The organism is Aeromonas sp. S16(2024) (assembly GCF_041403065.1).
Taxonomy (GTDB): domain Bacteria; phylum Pseudomonadota; class Gammaproteobacteria; order Enterobacterales; family Aeromonadaceae; genus Aeromonas.
Window position 1 is genome coordinate 103,934 of the sequence record NZ_JBGLQX010000001.1, and the last position, 19,643, is coordinate 123,576.

The 19,643-nt window shown below is 62.3% G+C and carries 23 protein-coding genes; 22 read left to right on the plus strand and 1 reads right to left on the minus strand.

Annotation, left to right across the window (positions count from 1 at the left end):
• The first annotated feature begins 1 nt into the window (after position 1).
• The 22 genes from ACB030_RS00500 (at position 2) to ACB030_RS00605 (ending at position 18,877) form a co-directional block, all read left to right on the plus strand.
• Positions 2-877, plus strand: coding sequence for a MinD/ParA family protein (locus tag ACB030_RS00500; RefSeq protein ID WP_025326254.1), 876 nt, complete (start codon positions 2-4; stop codon positions 875-877).
• A complete protein-coding gene (locus ACB030_RS00505; protein WP_025326255.1) occupies positions 870-1,589 on the plus strand; it encodes an RNA polymerase sigma factor FliA in 720 nt (239 codons plus the stop codon). Before ACB030_RS00500 ends, ACB030_RS00505 begins: the two co-directional genes overlap by 8 nt.
• Positions 1,590-1,700: 111 nt before the next feature.
• Positions 1,701-2,084, plus strand: a complete 384-nt coding sequence (cheY, locus tag ACB030_RS00510; RefSeq protein WP_025326256.1) for a chemotaxis response regulator CheY — start codon at positions 1,701-1,703, stop codon at positions 2,082-2,084.
• A gap of 12 nt (positions 2,085-2,096) precedes the next feature.
• Positions 2,097-2,837 (plus strand): protein phosphatase CheZ, encoded by a 741-nt coding sequence (locus ACB030_RS00515; protein WP_205642179.1) that lies wholly within the window; start codon positions 2,097-2,099, stop codon positions 2,835-2,837.
• A gap of 11 nt (positions 2,838-2,848) precedes the next feature.
• The gene (locus tag ACB030_RS00520) at positions 2,849-4,987 is read left to right on the plus strand and encodes a chemotaxis protein CheA (RefSeq protein ID WP_371157170.1); all 2,139 of its coding nucleotides are present in this window, start codon (positions 2,849-2,851) and stop codon (positions 4,985-4,987) included.
• Positions 4,988-5,018: 31 nt separating this feature from the next.
• Positions 5,019-6,131, plus strand: coding sequence for a chemotaxis response regulator protein-glutamate methylesterase (locus tag ACB030_RS00525; RefSeq protein WP_371157172.1), 1,113 nt, complete (start codon positions 5,019-5,021; stop codon positions 6,129-6,131).
• 2 nt (positions 6,132-6,133) lie between these two features.
• Positions 6,134-6,871 (plus strand): flagellar motor protein, encoded by a 738-nt coding sequence (locus ACB030_RS00530; protein WP_371157174.1) that lies wholly within the window; start codon positions 6,134-6,136, stop codon positions 6,869-6,871.
• A 2-nt stretch (positions 6,872-6,873) separates the two neighbouring features.
• Positions 6,874-7,782: a flagellar motor protein MotB gene (locus ACB030_RS00535; protein ID WP_371157176.1), complete on the plus strand. Its 909-nt coding sequence runs from the start codon at positions 6,874-6,876 to the stop codon at positions 7,780-7,782.
• Positions 7,783-7,786: 4 nt separating this feature from the next.
• Complete coding sequence (locus tag ACB030_RS00540) at positions 7,787-8,581, plus strand: ParA family protein (RefSeq protein WP_371157178.1); 795 nt, start codon at positions 7,787-7,789, stop codon at positions 8,579-8,581.
• A complete protein-coding gene (locus tag ACB030_RS00545; protein WP_371157180.1) occupies positions 8,578-9,447 on the plus strand; it encodes a chemotaxis protein CheW in 870 nt (289 codons plus the stop codon). The genes ACB030_RS00540 and ACB030_RS00545 overlap by 4 nt, the downstream gene beginning before the upstream one ends.
• A 69-nt stretch (positions 9,448-9,516) precedes the next feature.
• Complete coding sequence (locus tag ACB030_RS00550; RefSeq protein WP_005333026.1) at positions 9,517-10,005, plus strand: chemotaxis protein CheW; 489 nt, start codon at positions 9,517-9,519, stop codon at positions 10,003-10,005.
• 97 nt (positions 10,006-10,102) lie between these two features.
• Positions 10,103-10,489, plus strand: a complete 387-nt coding sequence (locus ACB030_RS00555; protein WP_025326264.1) for a DUF2802 domain-containing protein — start codon at positions 10,103-10,105, stop codon at positions 10,487-10,489.
• A gap of 176 nt (positions 10,490-10,665) precedes the next feature.
• Positions 10,666-11,301, plus strand: coding sequence for a cytochrome c biogenesis heme-transporting ATPase CcmA (gene ccmA, locus ACB030_RS00560; RefSeq protein ID WP_139435277.1), 636 nt, complete (start codon positions 10,666-10,668; stop codon positions 11,299-11,301).
• Between the two features lie 2 nt (positions 11,302-11,303).
• Positions 11,304-11,972, plus strand: a complete 669-nt coding sequence (gene ccmB, locus ACB030_RS00565; protein ID WP_025326266.1) for a heme exporter protein CcmB — start codon at positions 11,304-11,306, stop codon at positions 11,970-11,972.
• Positions 11,973-12,136: 164 nt separating this feature from the next.
• Positions 12,137-12,877, plus strand: a complete 741-nt coding sequence (locus tag ACB030_RS00570; protein ID WP_025326267.1) for a heme ABC transporter permease — start codon at positions 12,137-12,139, stop codon at positions 12,875-12,877.
• A 2-nt stretch (positions 12,878-12,879) separates the two neighbouring features.
• Positions 12,880-13,086, plus strand: a complete 207-nt coding sequence (gene ccmD, locus ACB030_RS00575; RefSeq protein ID WP_106887463.1) for a heme exporter protein CcmD — start codon at positions 12,880-12,882, stop codon at positions 13,084-13,086.
• Positions 13,083-13,574 (plus strand): cytochrome c maturation protein CcmE, encoded by a 492-nt coding sequence (gene ccmE / locus ACB030_RS00580; protein ID WP_139435273.1) that lies wholly within the window; start codon positions 13,083-13,085, stop codon positions 13,572-13,574. Before ccmD ends, ccmE begins: the two co-directional genes overlap by 4 nt.
• Positions 13,575-13,739: 165 nt before the next feature.
• Positions 13,740-15,695, plus strand: a complete 1,956-nt coding sequence (locus ACB030_RS00585) for a heme lyase CcmF/NrfE family subunit (RefSeq protein ID WP_371157184.1) — start codon at positions 13,740-13,742, stop codon at positions 15,693-15,695.
• Entirely contained in the window at positions 15,692-16,222 is a 531-nt protein-coding gene (locus tag ACB030_RS00590; protein WP_371157186.1) for a DsbE family thiol:disulfide interchange protein, read from the plus strand. Before ACB030_RS00585 ends, ACB030_RS00590 begins: the two co-directional genes overlap by 4 nt.
• A gap of 11 nt (positions 16,223-16,233) precedes the next feature.
• Entirely contained in the window at positions 16,234-16,713 is a 480-nt protein-coding gene (locus ACB030_RS00595) for a cytochrome c-type biogenesis protein (protein ID WP_371157188.1), read from the plus strand.
• Complete coding sequence (ccmI, locus tag ACB030_RS00600; RefSeq protein WP_371157190.1) at positions 16,710-17,987, plus strand: c-type cytochrome biogenesis protein CcmI; 1,278 nt, start codon at positions 16,710-16,712, stop codon at positions 17,985-17,987. Before ACB030_RS00595 ends, ccmI begins: the two co-directional genes overlap by 4 nt.
• An 80-nt stretch (positions 17,988-18,067) precedes the next feature.
• A complete protein-coding gene (locus ACB030_RS00605) occupies positions 18,068-18,877 on the plus strand; it encodes a VacJ family lipoprotein (protein WP_111912497.1) in 810 nt (269 codons plus the stop codon).
• A gap of 102 nt (positions 18,878-18,979) precedes the next feature.
• On the opposite strand, the gene sodB is transcribed toward ACB030_RS00605, so the two are convergent.
• Positions 18,980-19,564 carry a superoxide dismutase [Fe] gene (gene sodB / locus ACB030_RS00610; protein ID WP_005331469.1) on the minus strand — a complete coding sequence of 195 codons (585 nt, stop codon included), beginning with the start codon at positions 19,562-19,564 and terminating at the stop codon, positions 18,980-18,982.
• Positions 19,565-19,643: the final 79 nt, after the last annotated feature.

Genomic DNA, 19,643 nt, shown 5'->3' on the forward strand with positions numbered 1-19,643 from the left:
CATGTATATGGATCAGGCGAGTGGTCTGCGCAAAATGCGTCAAAACAATCGAGTGAAAGTGATCGCCGTGTCTGGAGGCAAGGGGGGCGTTGGCAAGACCAACGTGACCCTGAACGTGGCGGGAGCCATGGCCGCCCAGGGCAAGCGGGTGTTGGTGCTGGATGCCGACCTTGGTCTGGCCAACGTCGACGTCATGCTGGGGCTGCGGGTGCACCGCAACCTCTCCCATGTGCTGGCGGGGGAGTGCACCATAGACGACATCATCGTCGAGGGGCCCTACGGCATGATGATAGTGCCGGCCACCTCGGGCACCCAGTCCATGGTCGAGCTGTCGCCGGTGCAACATGCCGAGCTCATCCGCGCCTTCAGCGAGATGAAGACCCAGGTGGACGTGCTGCTGGTGGACACGGCGGCGGGGATCTCCGACATGGTGCTGAGCTTCACCCGTGCGGCCCAGGACATCATGGTGGTGGTGTGCGACGAGCCCACCTCCATCACCGATGCCTATGCCCTCATCAAGATCCTCTCCAAGGATCACGGGGTGTTCCGCTTCAAGGTGGTGGCCAACATGGTTCGCTCCCTGCGCGAGGGGCAGGAGCTCTTCGCCAAGCTGACCCGGGTGACCGACCGCTTCCTGGACACCTCTCTGGAGCTGGTGGCCTGCGTGCCTTACGACACCAACCTGCGGGCCGCGGTGCGCAAGCAGAAGCTGATCGTCGAGGCGTTTCCCAAGTCGCCCGCCTCCCTGGCATTTCGTGCCCTGGCGAACAAGGCGGCGAGCTGGCCCATCCCGAACCAGCCGGGGGGACACCTCGAATTTTTCCTGGAAAATTTATTGCAAAAGCCGGTCATAGCACAGGAAGACTCCCGTGAATAAAGCCCAAGCATACTTGCGTCATCAGGATTCCTACGTGCTGGTCGAGCGTCATGCTCCGCTGGTCAAGCGGATTGCCCAGCATTTATTGGCTCGCCTGCCAAGCAGTGTCTTGCTGGATGACCTGATCCAGGCAGGTATGATTGGGCTGCTCGAAGCTTCCCGCAACTTTGACGGCAGCAAGGGCGCCAGCTTTGAAACCTATGCCGGCATCCGCATCCGCGGCGCCATGCTCGACGAGATCCGCCGCGGGGACTGGGTGCCCCGCTCGGTGCACCGCAACAGCCGTGCCATCGCCGAGGCGATCGAGAACGTGGAGCAGGCCCATGGCCGGGATGCCAGAGACACCGAGGTGGCCGCCAACATGGGGGTCTCCCTTGGCGAATACCATGCCATGCTGCAGGATGTCTCCTGCGGCAAGATCATCGGCATCGAGGATCTCGGGGTCAGCGAGGATGTGATAGGGCATCCCGATGACGCCAGCGGTCACGGCGGCTTCGACGATCTGGCGGCCGAGCGCTTTCAGGGCGCCCTGGCCGAACACATCGCCCGCCTGCCCGAACGGGAAGCCCTGGTGCTGTCACTGTATTACGACGAAGAGCTGAACTTGCGTGAAATCGGGGAAGTCCTGAGCGTGAGCGAGTCTCGGGTGAGCCAGATCCACAGCCAGGCCATGCACAGGCTGCGGGCCCGTTTGAGAGATTGGAATTTATAAGTGGTTGTACTGGCTACACTGGAACGCAACTCTAAGGCATAATCCGCACCATAAAACCTGCGATCTGCATCATGTAAGTGAGCCGTTTTGGCGGCTATTTAGGAGGGAATTTTGGACAAGAACATGAAAATCCTCATCGTCGACGATTTTTCAACGATGCGCCGGATTATCAAGAACTTGCTGCGTGACCTGGGATATAACAATACCCATGAAGCAGACGATGGCAACACGGCCCTGCCGATGTTGAAAAACGGCGATTATCAGTTTGTGGTCACCGACTGGAACATGCCCGGCATGCAGGGCATAGACCTGCTCAAGGCGATCCGTCTCGATGACAAACTCAAGCACCTGCCGGTACTGATGGTGACTGCGGAAGCCAAGCGCGAGCAGATCATCGAAGCCGCCCAGGCCGGGGTCAATGGCTATATCGTCAAGCCGTTCACTGCCGCCACCCTCAAAGAGAAGCTCGACAAAATCTTTGAACGAATCGGCTAAGGAGCGGCAGGGATGAAGGCCAAAACGAGTGCCATGATCTCGCTTGAACAGGCAAGGATGCTGGTTGCCCACCTGGAGCGAGAAGAGTTTGAACAGGCCGATACCATCCTCGCCGATGTGTGCGCCCCCAATGCGGCGGCCCTGTTTGACAAGGTGGGGCAGCTGACCCGCCAGTTGCACAACTCACTGCAAGATTTTCGCCTGGATCCCAGGATCCCCGACCTGGCCACCCATGAGATCCCGGATGCCCGGGAGCGGCTCAGCTATGTCATCGACATGACTGACAAGGCGGCCAATCGCACCATGGATGCGGTCGAGGCCAGTCTTCCCATCGCCGATCGGCTCAATGACAACATTCAGCTGGTGATGCCCAATTGGAATGCCCTGATGAGCCGGGATCTTGAACTGGGTCAGTTCAAGGCACTCTGCCATCAACTGAATGATTTTATTAAGGCTTCGGAGACGGATGCCGATAAGTTACGACAACTGCTGACTGAAATCCTGATGGCTCAGGATTTCCAGGACTTGACCGGTCAGATGATCCGCAAGGTGATCAAGCTGGTGCAGGAAGTTGAAACAAAGTTGATAGAGATGCTGACCATGTTTGGTGAGGCCGTCATCGAGAATTCGACGCACGGCCTGCCGGTGAGCGGCATCGAGGCAGAAGGCCCCATCATGAACCCGCAGACAAGGTCCGATGTGGTCAATGGTCAAGATGATGTGGACGATCTGCTGTCTAGCCTGGGATTCTAATGGAGTGACGCATGGCCTTCGAAGTTGATGAAGACATACTGCAAGACTTTTTGGTCGAAGCATCAGAAATATTGGAACAGTTGTCTGAACAACTGGTCGACTTGGAAAAGCGGCCCGATGACAAGAATCTGTTGAATGCCATCTTTCGCGGCTTCCATACCGTCAAGGGGGGAGCGGGTTTCCTCTCCCTGACCGAGCTGGTGGACGTCTGCCACGGTGCCGAGAACCTGTTCGACATGCTGCGCAACGGCAAGCGAACCCTCAGTGCCGAGCTGATGGATGTCATCTTGCAGGCCCTTGATGCCATCAACGTCATGTTTGCCCAGGTGCAGAACCGGGAGCCGACCAGCCCGGCCTCTGCCGATCTGCTGCACGATCTGCACGAATTGTGCAAACCCGAAGGGCAGGAGCAACTGCGCACCGCCAGCGTTGCCGCCCCGCAGCAGCCCGAACCCGAACCCGAACCCGTCATCGTCGCCGAGAGCGCCCCTGTGGCCGTCAACGGTGGCGGCTCCATCGACGAGATCTCCGCCGACGAATTCGAACGCCTGCTCGATGAACTGCACGGTGCCGGCAAGGCGCCGACGGTCTCTGCCGCCCCCGTGTTGAGCGGCTCGGGCGACATCACGGACGACGAGTTCGAGGCCCTGCTCGATCAACTGCACGGCCAGGGCCAGCATGGCGGTGCCCCGGATCTCTCCCCGCTGCAGTCGGTACAAAAAGAGGTGGACGAACTCATCGACGACGACGAGTTCGAACGCCTGCTGGATGAGTTGCATGGCCGTGGCCAGGCGCCGCAGCACAGCATGGCGGCGGCATCGGCTCCCGAGCCCAAGGCTCCCGCCGCGCCCGTGACCCTGCCCAAGGCGCCGGTCGCGGCCAGCGCAGCCCCTGCCAAACCCGCTTCTGCACCGGCCAAACCGGCCCCGGCACCCGCCCCTGCCAAACAGGCGGCCCCCGCCGAGAGCAGTACGGTGCAAAATGACACCACGGTGCGGGTGGATACCAAGACCCTGGACGTCATCATGAACATGGTGGGCGAGCTGGTGCTGGTGCGAAACCGCCTGGTGAGCCTCGGCATCGCCAGCAACGACGAAGAGATGTCCAAGGCGGTAGCCAACCTGGATGTGGTGACAGCCGATCTGCAGGGCGCGGTCATGAAGACCCGCATGCAACCTATCAAGAAAGTCTTCGGCCGCTTCCCGCGCGTTGTGCGCGATCTCGCCCGCACCCTCAAGAAAGAGATCGAGCTGGTGATGGTGGGTGAAGAGACGGATCTCGACAAGAACCTGGTAGAGGCCCTGGCCGATCCCCTGGTTCACCTGGTGCGCAACTCCTGCGACCACGGGGTCGAGATGCCTGACGTGCGGGAGAAGGCGGGCAAGCCCCGTCAGGGCACCATCACCCTGAGCGCCTCCCAGCAGGGTGACCATATCCTGCTCTGCATCGAGGATGACGGCGCCGGCATGGATCCGGAGAAGCTCAAATCCATCGCCATCAGCCGTGGCGTGCTCGATGCCGACAGCGCGGCGCGCATGAGCGACAACGACGCCTACAACCTGATCTTCGCCCCCGGTTTCTCGACCAAGTCCGAGATCTCCGACATCTCGGGCCGCGGCGTCGGCATGGATGTGGTGAAGACCAGCATCGTCAGCCTCAATGGCTCGGTGCACATAGATTCGACCTGGGGCAAGGGCACCCGCCTCGAGATCAAGGTTCCCCTGACCCTGGCCATACTGCCGACCCTGATGGTGGAGGTGGGTGAACAGACCTTCGCCCTGCCGCTCGGCTGCGTGAACGAAATTTTCCACCTGGATCTGAAGAAGGCCAACGTGGTGGACGGCCAGCTCACCATCATAGTCCGTGACAAGGCGATCCCGCTGTTCTACCTGCACAAGTGGCTGGTACGGGGTGCCGGCAAGACGGCCCGCCAGGACACAGGCCACGTGGTCATCGTCCAGATCGGTACCCAGCAGGTGGGTTTCGTGGTGGACAACCTCATCGGTCAGGAAGAGGTGGTGATCAAGCCTCTGGACAATCTGCTGCAAGGGACCCCCGGCATGGCCGGCGCCACCATCACCAGCGATGGCGGCATCGCCCTCATCCTGGACGTGCCCAGCCTGCTCAAGGCCTATGCCCGCCGCCACTGAGCGTCTGGCCCAAGGAGTTAAAAGAATAACAATGGCAGTCAAGGTATTAGTGGTCGACGATTCGAGTTTCTTCCGTCGTCGGGTCAGCGAGATCATCAATCAGGATCCCCTGATGACGGTGATCGACACGGCCCAGAACGGCCGGGAGGCGGTAGACAAGGCGCTGCAGTTGCGGCCCGACGTCATCACCATGGACATCGAAATGCCGGTGCTCGACGGCATCAGCGCCGTGCGCGAGATCATGGCCAAGTGTCCGACCCCCATACTGATGTTCTCCTCGCTGACCCATGAGGGGGCCAAGGCGACCCTGGATGCACTGGATGCCGGTGCCCTGGATTTCCTGCCCAAGAAGTTCGAAGACATCGCCCGCGACAAGGATGAGGCGGTCAAGCTGCTGCAACAGCGCGTGAGGGAGATTGCCCGCAAGCGCTTCCTAATGGCGGCCGCCAGACCCCGGGTGCCGGAGCCCCTGGTGCGCCCCGCTCTCGGCGCTGCCTCGGCGCGTCCTCTTGAGCGCCAGCCCGAGCCGGTTCGCGCCGCGGCGCCCGCCAGCTTCAAGCGCAGCGGCAAGAGCTATCAGTTGGTGGCCATCGGTACCTCCACCGGTGGCCCGGTGGCGCTGCAGAACGTGCTGACCAAGCTGCCCGGTGACTTCCCTCACCCCATATTGCTGATCCAGCATATGCCGGCCACCTTCACCGCCGCCTTCGCCGCCCGTCTCAACGGCCTGTGCCAGATCGGGGTCAAGGAGGCTGAAGACGGTGACGTGCTGAGGCCGGGTCACGCCTATCTGGCCCCAGGTGGCAAGCAGATGCTGCTGGAAGGACGCGGGCCAGGGGCTCGCCTTCGCATCATAGAGGGCAATGACAAGGTCAACTACAAGCCCTGCGTCGACATCACCTTCGCCTCGGCCGCCAAGATCTATGGCGACAAGGTGCTCGCCATCGTGCTGACCGGCATGGGCGCCGATGGCCGGGACGGGGCGCGTCTGCTCAAGGAGCAGGGCGCCACCATCTGGGCGCAGGATGAAGCCTCCTGCGTGGTCTACGGCATGCCCCAGGCGGTGGCCAAAGCGGGCATAGCCAGCGAATCCCTGCCGCTGGACAGGGTGGCACAACGCATCCTGGTCGAGTTGGGTCGCTGACCATGGGCATGTTCGGCCTGGTGCTGGCGCTGCTCGCCGTGGCCGTCGCCCAATGGTGGCACGGTGGCAGCCTGCTGACCCTGCTCGATGGCCCTGCCTTCGTCATCGTGGTCGGGGGCACCTGGGGGGCCGTCATCCTGCAGACGCCCCGCAAATATATGCTGTCGGCGCTCGCCCAAGCGCGCTGGATGCTGTTCCCGCCGCAACTGGATCTGGTGCAGCAGGCCGAGCGCCTGCAGGCCTGGGCCCTGTTTGCGCGCCAGCAGGGGTTGCTGGCGCTGGAGGATCAGGCCGAAGGGGAGAGTGATCCCTTCACCCGCCAGGGGCTCACCATGATAGTGGACGGCGTCTCCATCGAGGATATCCGCTGCCTGCTGGAGGCGGACATCGACATCGAGCAGGAGCGCAACGAGCACGCTGCCAGGGTGTTCGAGGCCATGGGGGGCTACAGCCCGACCATAGGCATCATAGGGGCCGTGATAGGCCTCATCCAGGCCATGTTTCACCTGGAGGAGCCGGGCACCCTGGGCGCCGGCATCGCCATCGCCTTCGTCGCGACCATCTACGGGGTGGGCTTTGCCAACCTCCTCTATCTGCCGATAGCGAATCGCCTGCGGGCATTCCACTACCACTACGGTCTCTATCAGGAGATGACGCTGGAAGGGTTGCTGGCCATCGCCCACGGGGAGAACGGCCAGCAGGTTGAACGGCGGCTACGGGCTTATCTGAAAGGGGAATAGCCATGCGCAAGCGCTATCGTTTGCACCTGCAGGGGCGAGAACATCTCGATCGCTGGCTGGTCTCCTATGCCGATTACATGACGCTCATCTTCGCCCTCTTCGTGGTGCTCTACTCCGTGGCCATCGTCAACAAGGAGCAGTACCGCGCCGTCATCGAGGGCATGACCCAGGCTTTCAACCAGGTACCGCGCAGCGATGGCTTGCTGGAAGGGCAGGGCAACTCCCTGCTGAACCATCCTGTGTCGGCCGCGCCTTCCCTGCTGGAGAGTCAGGCCTCCCCGTCACCTTCGCGCGCCCCCATTACGGGCACCCCGATCCAGCAAGATGGCACGGCCCTTGCGACCATAGATCTGCAGTTGCAGGAGGCCATGGGCGCCCTGGTGGATGCCGGCGTGGTCAAGCTGGCGAAGGATGACAACTGGCTGACGGTAGAGCTGAGTTCCGGCCTGCTGTTTCGCAGCGGCAGCGCCTTTCTGGGGAGCAATGCGGCCCCTGTGCTCGATACGCTTTCAGGTATTCTGAAACCGGTCGATAACTATGTCAGGGTGCGGGGTTACACGGATAACCAGCCGATCAACAACGAGATGTTTCGCTCCAACTGGACCCTGTCTGCCGTCCGCGCCGAGGCTGTGCTCGGCGCCCTGGTGGCCAAGGGAATCGCCCCCGAGCGGCTCGCCTACGAGGCCTATGGGGAGTTCTCCCCCTTCGCCGACAACGGCAGCGAGCAGGGGCGGTTACAGAATCGCAAGGTCGTGGTCGCCATATCCAGATTCGCCTGGGTGCCGCGAACCTCCGTCAACCCCCTGACGGTGACGCCGGCGCCGGCCGCGCCACAGAGCGTCGACAGCGAGGACGTCAGGGTGGTGACGCTGCCCGGTGGTGGCATACGCATAACAACAAGGCAGGATTGATACAGTGATTGTTTGGACGGTTGCCAATCAGAAGGGTGGAGTCGGTAAAACCACCACGGTCGTCTCCCTGGCGGGCATTCTGGCCCAGCGTGGCCAGCGGGTGCTGCTGATCGACACCGATCCCCACGCCTCCCTGACCTCTTATTTCGATTTTGACTCGGACCGGCTGGAAGGCACTCTCTACGAGCTGTTCCAGGCGGCCAAGCCCAGTGCCGAGCTGGTCAACCGGATGACCCTGAAGACCAAGTTCGAGAACATCCACCTGCTGCCCGCCTCCATCACGCTGGCGACCCTGGACAGGGTCATGGGCAACCGGGAAGGCATGGGGCTGGTACTCAAGCGTGCCCTGTTGCGGGTGCAGGATCAGTATGACTATGTGCTCATCGACTGCCCGCCCGTGCTGGGGGTGATGATGGTCAATGCGCTGGCGGCCTGCGATCGCATCCTGGTGCCGGTGCAGACCGAATTTTTGGCCTTGAAGGGGCTGGAGCGGATGATGAAGACCTTCGAGATCATGCAGCGATCCAAGCGGGACAAGTTCCGCTATACCGTGATCCCGACCATGTTCGACAAGCGTACCCGGGCCTCCCTGATGACGCTGCAGTCCATCAAGGAGCAGTATGGGGAGGCGGTGTGGAATGCGGTCATCCCCATCGATACCAAATTCCGGGATGCCAGCCTGCTGCACATACCCCCGTCCATCTATGCACCGGGCAGCCGTGGCACCTATGCCTACGAGACACTGCTCAACTTTATTGATGCGCTGGAGCGTCAACGGACCCAGGAGGTGAAGCCATGAGAGAGACCACCCAGGTTCGCGCCATGGATGACTATTTCCACTCCCTGTTGCTCGATGAGGTCCTGCTGCGGGACGATCCGGACGACGAGGTGCCGGCCCCTGTGCTGCAGTTGCAGCCTCAGCCCGCCCCCTTGCCCGAGGTGGTCGCGGCCCCCTATCTCGAAGCCGACAGCCGACTGGCACAACTGAGCGAACTGCTCGCCCAGGTGAGCCAGGTGCAGGATGAGATGGATGTCCTGAGCCATGAAGAAGTGCATGTCGAGCCCTTCCAGCTCGAGGTCGAGGCGAGCGAACAGGCGCTGGTTGAAGAGGCGCAGCCCGAGATCATGCCTGCCGTGGTGGAGCCCATCACCGCACTGGTGACCGAGCCGGAAGCGGCTTTGGCCATTGAGCCGGCGCCCGCTCCTGCGGCCTGGGAAAACCTGGATACCGGCAACGAGTTTCAGGCGCTCTTCTTCGACGTGGCCGGGGTGACCTTCGCCGTGCCCCTGACCGAGCTCGGCGGCATCCACCAGCTGGGGGAGGTGAGCTCCCTGTTCGGCCAGCCAGGCTGGTACAAGGGGATCATGACCTCCCGGGAGCAGAAGATGAACGTGGTCGACACGGCCCAATGGGTCATGCCGGGCCAGCATCTGGAGATAGACGAGTACAAATATCTGATTATGCTGGGGGAATCACCCTGGGGACTGGCCTGTCATCAGTTGAAAGGCACCGAACTGCTGCATCGGGATCAGGTGAAGTGGCGCCATCAGGAGGGGAAACGCCCCTGGCTGGCGGGCATGGTCAAGGAGAAGATGTGTGCCCTGCTGCACGTCAGGGAGCTCTTGGTGCTCCTTGGCCGAGGCGTGAACATTGAAGGCCGCTGACAACATCGGCACCGCCATGGTTTTATTGCTAATTTTACCCGTTGACGGGTTCATACAAGGATCAAGAAGATGACAGAGAAGCGCAATATTGCACAAAATCTGGCCGAGGACGAAGTGCTGCAGTGGGTGACCTTCCAGTTGGAAAACGAGACCTATGGCATCAACGTGATGCAGGTCCAGGAAGTGTTGCGCTACACCGAGATAGCCCCGGTACCGGGTGCGCCCGACTATGTGCTGGGCATCATCAACCTGCGTGGCAACGTGGTGACCGTCATCGACACCCGCTCCCGCTTCGGCCTGCCGGCCGGGGATGTGAGCGAGAATTCGCGCATCGTCATCATAGAGGCGGAGAAGCAGGTGATCGGCATCATGGTGGACAGCGTGGCCGAGGTGGTCTATCTGCGCTCCTCCGAGATCGACGCCGCCCCGGCGGTGGGCACCGAGGAGAGCGCCAAGTTCATCCAGGGTGTCAGCAACCGCGACGGTCAGCTGCTGATCCTGGTGGATCTCAACAAGCTGCTCTCCGACGAAGAGTGGGACGATATCGGCTCCCTGTAACGGCGCGTCAAAAAGTGATACAACAGCGGTCCCGGATCTGCCCGCGGCACCTTGATGCCGAGCGGGACCCTGTGATGAGGAAGGTGACAGTTTGTTGATGATTGAATTCGCAGCCTTGGGGTTGTCCTTGTTGGCACTGGTGCTGGCCCTCTACGGTCTATTGGGTCACCGCCGCCGTCAGCGAGAGTCCGAGGCCAGGATGGAGACGCTGCAGGGGCAGCTCGAGAGTCTGCGCAAGCAGATGATGGAGCTGCATACCGGTGCCATCGGCATGGGTCAGCGCCTGCAATCCGCCGAAGGGGCCATGCAGAAGATCCAGGACAGCCAGCAGGAGTTGACCCTGCAGGATCCGGAGCGCCGCCTCTACAGTCGCGCCGCCAAGATGGTGGAGCTCGGCGCCGATCTCGACGAGGTGATGAGCGAATGCGAGTTGCCCCAGGCCGAAGCCGAGCTGCTGATCTCCCTGCGCAAGGGGCGCAGCTGACCCCTGCTTCTGACCGAGAGGGGAGGCATCTGCCGCCCCGCTCTTCCCTGCCATATCTTGCGTTTCCAGTGCGCGATCTCCCCCACAAATCCTGCTGATTATTGGCATCTTTGAAAAGACGCCTCCGGATCCTGTGTTAAGATGCAGGCCGCCTCATTTTCAACGATTACATCCTCATGCTGCTTCAAGCCAACAATCTGAGCTGCGTGCGTGAAGATCGCACCCTGTTTGAACATCTCTCCTTCGCGGTGCGCTCGGGCGATCTGATGCAGATTGAAGGCCCCAACGGGGTGGGCAAGACCAGCCTGCTGCGGCTGCTGACCGGTCTCTCCCAGCCCTTCGCGGGGGAGGTGTGCTGGAACGGGGAGAACATCCGCCACTGCCGGGATGAGTACCATGCCAGCCTGCTCTACCTGGGCCATCAGCCCGGTGTCAAGGCGACCCTGACCCCCCTGGAGAACCTCTCCTTCTATCAGAAGCTGCACGGCACGGCCGAGGCGTCCGTGGATCTCTGGCAGGTGCTGGCCCAGGTCGGCCTCGCCGGTTTCGAGGATTATCCCGCGGGCCAGCTCTCGGCAGGGCAGCAGCGGCGGGTGGCGCTGGCCAGGCTCTGGCTGTCTGAGCGCCCGGCGCTCTGGATCCTCGACGAGCCCTTCACCGCCATCGACAAGCAGGGGGTCAGGGTGCTGGAGCAATTGTTCCTGACCCACGCGGATCGCGGCGGCATGGTGGTGCTTACCACCCATCAGGACTTGACCCTGATGCAGGGGCGCCTGAAGACACTGTCGCTGACCTCGTTGTTGCAGGAGTAGCCATGCTGCGCGCCGTCATACACCTTATTCACCGCGAGTTGCTGATGGCCCTGCGCCAACGCGCCGACATCTTCAACCCGCTCTGGTTCTTCCTCATCGTCATCACCCTCTTTCCGCTGGGCATCGGGCCCGAGCCCCAGCTGCTGGCCCGCATCGCCCCCGGCATCATCTGGGTGGCGGCCCTGCTGGCGGCCATGCTCTCCCTGGAGCGGCTGTTTCGCGATGACTTCAGCGACGGCGCCCTGGAGCAGATGATGTTGATGCCTCATCCGCTGGGCTTGCTGGCGCTGGCGAAAGTGATCGCTCACTGGTTGCTGACCGGCCTGCCGCTGCTGCTGGTCTCCCCGCTGCTCGCCATCCTGCTCTCCCTGGACATGAAGAGCTATCTGGCGGTGGTGGCCACCCTGGCCCTGGGCACGCCGGTGCTGAGCCTGCTGGGGGCCGTCGGGGTGGCGCTGACGGCGGGACTGCGCAAGGGGGGCGTGCTGCTCAGCCTGCTGCTGCTGCCGCTCTATATCCCGGTGCTGATCTTCGCCACCTCCGCCATCGATGCGGCGAGCATGGGGTTGCCCTACGGGGGGCAGCTCGCGATCCTGGGGGCCATGCTGGTGGGGGCCCTGACCCTGACGCCCCTGGCAATCTCGGCGGCACTGCGGGTCAGCGTCAACTGATTGATTATCAAAAAAGCCTCTTTTGAGGCTGAGTTTTGAAAAATATAATTGAGATAGATCAAGGGGATGGCTGCTTATTGCTTTGGGGGGATATGATGTTTCCCGCCGGTGGGTATGGTAGGCCTCGCCACTTAAAAATTAATAACTGAAAGGTTCTGTGAGCTATGTGGAAATGGTTGCACCCTTATGCCAAACCCGAGCGCGCCTATGGGCTGGCCGGCACCCTGCTGCCCTGGTTTGTCGTGACAAGCCTGCTCGCCTTCATCATAGGCACCGTCTGGGGGCTGGCCTTTGCCCCCGCTGATTATCAGCAGGGAGACTCTTTCAGGATCATCTACATCCATGTGCCTGCCGCCATCCTCTCCATGGGGGCCTACTCCACCATGGCGGTGGCCGCCTTCATCGGCCTGGTGTGGCAACTGCGCATGGCGGACATGACGGTGGCGGCCATCGCCCCTGTGGGCGCCGTCTTCACCTTTATCGCCCTCTTCACCGGCGCCGCCTGGGGCAAGCCCATGTGGGGCACCTGGTGGGTGTGGGACGCGCGCCTCACCTCCGAGCTTATCCTGCTGTTTCTCTATCTTGGCGTCATCGCCCTCTACAACGCCTTCAGCGACAAGGTGGTGGCGGGGCGCGCCGCCGGCATACTGGCGCTGGTGGGGGTGATCAACCTGCCCATCATTCACTACTCGGTGGAGTGGTGGAACACCCTGCACCAGGGCGCCTCCATCACCAAGTTTGACAAGCCCTCCATCTCCCCCGAGATGCTGTGGCCGCTGCTCATCATGATACTGGCGTTTGCGACCTTCCTCGGGGCCCTGACCCTGATGCGGTTCAGGAACGAGCTCCTGATGCGGGAGTGGCACCGCCCCTGGGTTGCCGACATCGCCAGACAGGAGAAGTAAGCATGCACTTTGCCTCATTCAGCGACTTCATGGCCATGGGCGGTTACGCCTTCTACGTCTGGCTCTCCTTCGGTCTGACCGCGCTCTGCCTGGTCGGCATCGTCATTTCCACCCGGTTGAAAACCCGCAGCCTGCTCGGCGAATTGCGCAACAAGCAGGCCCGCGAGGCCCGTCGAAAGGCGGCCCAGCAGATGGAGAACACCCTATGAACCCGAGACGCAAGAAACGCCTCACCATCATTCTGGCCATCAGCCTTGGCCTCGCCAGCGTCACTGGCCTGGTGCTCTATGCCCTCAGCCAGAACATCGATCTCTTCTATACCCCAAGCGAATTGGTGGAAGGCAAGGGGCCGGACAAGATCAAGCCGGAAGAGGGTCAGCGCCTGCGCATCGGCGGCCTGGTGGTGCCGGGCTCGGTGCAGCGGGATCCCCAGAGCCTCAAGGTGGCCTTCAAGCTGGTGGACAACGGCGGCCATCTGGTGACGGTGGAATTTGACGGCATACTGCCGGATCTCTTCCGGGAAGGGCAGGGCATAGTCGCCCAGGGCACCCTCAAGGATGCCAGCACGGTGGCCGCCTTCGAGGTGCTGGCCAAGCACGACGAGAACTACATGCCGCCGGAAGTGGCGGACGCCACCAATGGCATGCACTTCAAGCCCGAATATACCGAGGCGCAATTGCAGGGGGCCAAGCAATGACGCCGGCAGCCTTGACCTTGTGTTCACCTCGTTTCGCCGCCGGATCTGTATGTCTCACAGCGCCATCGAAAGGAAATAGTCAATGATCCCCGAAGTAGGGCAGTTCTCACCGTCTCATGCCTGTGCACCGGTTCTGGTCGCGGCGCAATTGAAAGGAAGTCAGCCATGATCCCTGAACTGGGGCAATTCGCACTGATCCTGGCCTTTGCCACCGCCCTGCTGCTGGGGAGCTACCCGCTGATCGGCGCCCGACTGGGGCGTCTCGGCATGATGTCGGCGGCCCGTCCGCTCGCCTACAGCCAGTTCCTGCTGCTGCTGCTCTCCTTCCTCTGCCTCACCTGGGCCTTTGTCGACAACGACTTCACCGTGCAGTATGTGGCTACCAACTCCAACAGCCTGCTGCCGCTGCAGTACCGCATCTCGGCGGTGTGGGGGGCCCATGAGGGGTCCCTGCTGCTCTGGGTGCTGACCCTGGGGGGCTGGACCGCGGCCGTGGCCCTGTTCAGCCGCAGCCTGCCGCTCGATGCAGTGGCGCGGGTGCTGGGGGTGCTCGGCCTCATCTCGGTGGGCTTCACCGCCTTCGTGCTGTTCACCTCTGACCCCTTCACCCGCACCCTGCCCTACTTCCCGGTAGATGGGCGCGACCTCAACCCCCTGCTGCAGGATCCCGGCCTCATCTTCCACCCGCCGATGCTCTACATGGGCTACGTGGGCTTCTCGGTGGCCTTCGCCTTTGCCATCGCCTCCCTGATGACGGGGCGCCTCGACGCCACCTGGGCGCGCTGGTCCCGTCCCTGGACCATGGCGGCCTGGGTCTTCCTGACCTTAGGGATAGTGCTCGGCTCCTGGTGGGCCTATTACGAGCTCGGCTGGGGCGGCTGGTGGTTCTGGGATCCGGTGGAAAACGCCTCCTTCATGCCCTGGCTGGCGGGCACGGCCCTGCTCCATTCCCTGGCGGTGAGCGAGAAGCGCGCCACCTTCAAGGCCTGGACTGTGCTGCTGGCGCTCTCCGCCTTCTCCCTGAGCCTGCTGGGTACCTTCCTGGTGCGCTCCGGCGTGCTGGTGTCGGTCCACGCCTTTGCCTCCGACCCGACCCGCGGCCTGTTCATTCTGGGCTTCCTGCTGGCGGTAATCGGTTCATCCTTGCTGCTGTTTGCCTTCAAGGGCTCCCAGGTGAAGAGCCACGGCAAGCACGAGCTCTGGAGCCGCGAGACCCTGCTGCTTGGCAACAACATACTGCTGGTGGCGGGCCTGCTCACCGTGCTGCTCGGCACCCTGCTGCCCCTGGTGCACAAGGAGCTGGGGCTTGGCAGCATCTCCATCGGCACCCCCTTCTTCAACCACATCTACAGCTGGCTCATTATCCCGTTCGCCCTGCTGCTGGGGGTCGGGCCGCTGTTCCGCTGGCGCCGTCAGGAGCTCGGTGAGCTCAAGGGCAAGGTGGTGCTGGCCCTGGGACTGAGTCTGGCCGCCGCCCTGCTGCTGCCGCAGCTCTTCGCCGGTGAGTTCAAGCCCTGGGCCGCGCTCGGCATAGGCCTGGGCAGCTGGATCATCATCACCAGCATCCAGGAGACCTGGGTGCGCGCCACCCACAAGCACGGCTTTGCCACCGGGGTGCGCAAACTTGGCAACAGCCACTGGGCCATGATCCTGGGGCACGTTGGGCTCGCGGTCAGTATCATCGGCATCGCCTGCACCCAGAACTACAGCATCGAGAAGGACTTGCGTATGCAGGCCGGCGATCGGGTGCACTTCGCCGACTACGAATTCGTGTTTGCCGGCATCAAGGAGAAGAACGGCCCCAACTACGACGGTTTCAAGGGGGTGCTTGAGGTGCACAGGAACGGCAAGCAGGTGGCCCTGCTCAAGCCCGAGAAGCGGATGTACAAGGTCAGTCGCATGCCGATGACCGAAGCTGCCATCGATGCCGGCTTCACCCGGGATCTCTATGCGGCGCTCGGCGAGCAGCTCGACAACGGCGCCTGGGCGGTGCGGATCTACTACAAGCCCTTCGTGCGCTGGATCTGGTTCGGCGGTGTCTTCATGGCCATCGGCGGCGTGCTGGCCATGCTGGACAAGCGCTACCGGTTCGGCCGTCGTGACGAGGAGACCAAGGCATGAGCAAGAAGACCTGGCTGTTTCTGCTGCCCTTCATCATCTTCCTGATGGGGGCCGTGTTCCTGTTCAAGGGGCTCTACTCGGACCCCACCAAGCTGGAATCCGTGATGGTGGACAAGGAGGTGCCCGTGTTCACCCTGCAGGACATCTACGACCTCGACAAGCAGCATGACAGGAGCATCTTCAAGGGGCGCCCCATGCTGCTCAACGTCTGGGCCACCTGGTGCCCGACCTGCTATGGGGAGCACACCTACCTCAAGCAGCTGGCGGGGCAGGGCATTCCCATCGTCGGCATGAACTACAAGGATGAGCGGGACAAGGCCATCAAGTGGCTGGCTGAGCTCGGCAATCCCTATGAGGTCAACCTCTATGATCCGGACGGCATGCTGGGGCTGGATCTGGGGGTCTACGGCGCCCCCGAGACCTTCTTCATCGACAGCCAGGGCATCATCCGCTATCGCCACGTGGGGGACGTCAATCCACAAGTCTGGGCCTCGACCCTCAAACCCATCTTCGATGCCATGAAGTGAGGGCCGCTCTGATGAAAACACTTATTGCATCCCTGTTGCTGCTGGGGGGTCTGCTGGGCGCCGGCCAGGCCAGTGCCGCCATCGACGTCTACACCTTCGACAGCGATGCCCAGGAGCAGACCTTCCGCGAGCTGACCAAGGAGCTACGCTGCCCCAAGTGTCAGAACCAGGACATCGCCGACTCCAATGCGGGGCTCGCCAAGGACTTGAGGGACAAGACCTACCAGATGGTGCGGGACGGTAAAAACAAGGAGGAGGTGGTGGATTACATGGTGGCCCGTTACGGCAACTTCATCCTCTATGATCCCCCCCTGATGGCCTCCACCCTGATCCTCTGGCTTGGCCCCCTGCTGGTCATCGTCATCGGTGCCGCCACTGTGGTGGTGCGCAGCCGCCGCGCCCCGGCGGCGACAAAACGAATGGATAACGCCCTGAGCGAAGAAGAGCGGCGCCGTCTGGCCGAGCTGCTCAAAGAGGAAGAGAAACAATGACCGCATTTTGGATAGTGATCGCGGCCCTGCTGGTGCTGACGAGCCTGGCGCTGATCCTGCCGCTGTGGCGCGGCGAGGGTCGCCAGAGTATCAGCCGTTCGGCGCTCAACAAGCAGCTCTATCGCCAGCGTCTGCTGGAGATAGGCGAGGAGCGTGAGCAGGGGATACTGGCCGAGGAGTCAGAGTCTCTGGTGGAGCTGCAACGCAGCCTGCTGGACGACATCCCCGACGTGGAGCAGAGCGCCCGCGGCGGCAAGAGCCTGATCTGGATCCCGGGTGTGCTGGTGCTGGTGGTGGTGAGTCTGGGGCTCTACTACCAGCTGGGGGCCTGGCAGGAGGTGAGCCGCTGGCAGGATGCCAGCAGCCGGCTGGGGGAGCTGAGCAACCGCATCCTGGTGGAGCGGGATGCCGAGGTCACCGAGCAGGATCTGCTGGACTTCACCCTGGGGCTGCGCACCCGGCTGAAAGAAGAACCGAACGACTACCGTGGCTGGCTGCTGCTGGGGCGCCTGACCCTGGATGGCAACGACCCCGAGATGGCCCGCGAGGCGCTGGAGCGGGCCTATGAACTGGCCCCGCAGAAGGCCATGGTGGCGGTGCCCTATGCCCAGGCCCTGATGATGACAGGGGAGGAGGCCCGGGCGGATCAGCTGCTGCAGGCGGCCATCGCCCAGGATCCGGCCAACATAGAGGCGCGCTCGGTCCATGCCTTCATGGCGTTGCAGAAAGAGGACTTCCAGACAGCGCTGGTGCGCTGGCGAGCCATGTTGCCGCTGCTGGAGCAGGGCTCGACCCGCCACGCCATGGTGGAGCGCTCCATCGAGTATGCCGAGCAGCAACTGCGTCAGCGCGGCATCGCCGTGACAGCCGCACCTGCCGCCCAGGGCGCTCAGGCTGGGCAGGGCAGTGCTCAGGTTCTGGCGGTGAAGGAGGGAGAATATCCCCTGCACATCACCCTGGCACCCGGCATCCTGTTGCCGGAGGATGCCCACCTGTTCGTCTTTGCGGTGATCCCCAATGGTCCGCCCATGCCCATCGCGGTCAAGCGCATCCCGGGTCCGCAGTTGCCCCTCACCCTCTCACTGGGGGATGGGGATGCCATGATGGAGGGGAGCAAGCTGGCGGCCTATCCCGAGCTGCAGTTCAAGGCGCGCCTCTCCCGGGGCGGTAACGTCATGAACAAGGAAGGAGCCTTCGAGGGGGTCTCGGTCACAGTGCCGACCACCACCATTCCCACAGCGCCGATTGACATCCGCATCGATCACGCACTCTAATACCCTCTTGGCCCGACCCCGGGATGGGGCGGGCCTACCTATAATCCATAAAGATTCCCAAAAAAGCTTAGGACTTTCATATGTATCTGCGTTCAGGAGCATTGGCAGTGGCACTGCTGTTGGGGGGCTGTGCGGGTGGCCCTCCCAAGCCGGGCCCAGAGAGCCTGGATCTCAACGAAACCCCCAGCCGTCCCGGGGCGTCCAGCACGGCCAGCGATCCCCGTGACCCCTTCCAGGGGGCCAACCGGGCCATGTGGGCCATCAACTATGACGTGCTGGAGCCCTATGTGGCTCGCCCCGTGGTCCATGGCTATGCCCGCTATGTGCCGCAGGGGATGAAGGACGGCATCGACAACCTGGTGGAGAACTTCGACGAGCCGAGCAGCATGATCAACCACCTGCTGGTCGGCGATCTGAAGGGGGCGGGGACCAACCTGGGCCGCTTCACCCTCAACACCACCATAGGTCTGCTGGGGATCTTCGACGTGGCCAAGCATGCCGGCCTCGAGCGCAACATGCTGGAGATGGATACCGTGCTCGGCAAGGCGGACATCGGGGATGGCGCCTACATCATGGTGCCCGTCTACGGCCCGACCACCACCCGCGAACTGGTGGGGGATACCATTGATACCATCTACTTCCCCTATGCCCTGCTGACCTTCCCGATGAAGTTCGTGCACTGGGCGCTGGATGGTCTGGGCACCCGCTCCAAGCTCATCGATCAGGAGCGGATCATCGACAATGCGCTCGATCCTTATGCCCTGACCAAGGACTTCTACCTGCAGTACAACGACGGCAAGGTGACGGGTCGCCAGCCTGAGCTCAAGCAGCAGGGCCAGCAGGAGGATGACAGCAACCTGGACGAGTATCTGGACGAGATAGACCAGTAACGACCCATGGTTATCAAAAAGGCGCCCATGGCGCCTTTTTCGTTGCTTGTTCGCCATAAAAAACGCCCCGCAGTGCGGGGCGTTTTGGCAAGAAAGAGGCTATCAGGCAGCCAGGTTCTTGGCCACGAATTCCCAGTTGACCAGGGCCCAGAAGGTTTCCATGTACTTCGGACGCAGGTTGCGGAAATCGATGTAGTAGGCGTGCTCCCACAGGTCGACGGTCAGCAGCGGGGTGGTCCCGGCTTCGGTCAGCGGGCAGCCGGCGTTGGAGGTGTTGACGATGGCCAGGGAGCCGTCGGCTTTCTTTACCAACCAGGTCCAGCTGGAGCCGAAGTTGCCGATGGCAGACTTGGTGAACGCATCCTTGAACTCGGCGAAGGAGCCGAACGCCTTGTTGATGGCATCGGCCAGGGCGCCGGTGGGTTCGCCACCGCCGTTCGGGGAGAGGCAGTGCCAGTAGAAGGTGTGGTTCCAGATCTGGGCGGCGTTGTTGAAGACACCGCCAGTGGAGGTCTTGATGATCTCTTCCAGAGACTTGCCTTCAAACTCGGTACCCGGCACCAGGTTGTTCAGGTTGACCACGTAGGTGTTGTGGTGCTTGCCGTGGTGATATTCCAGGGTTTCCTGGGAGATGTGCGGTTCCAGAGCATTGATTGCATAGGGCAGAGCGGGAAGTTCGAAAGCCATTTTCTACTCTCCATTGGCTGGGCCGTGCGAAGGCGACGGTTGCAAGACATTGCGTACTCTTTTCTATGTTGAAAAGAAT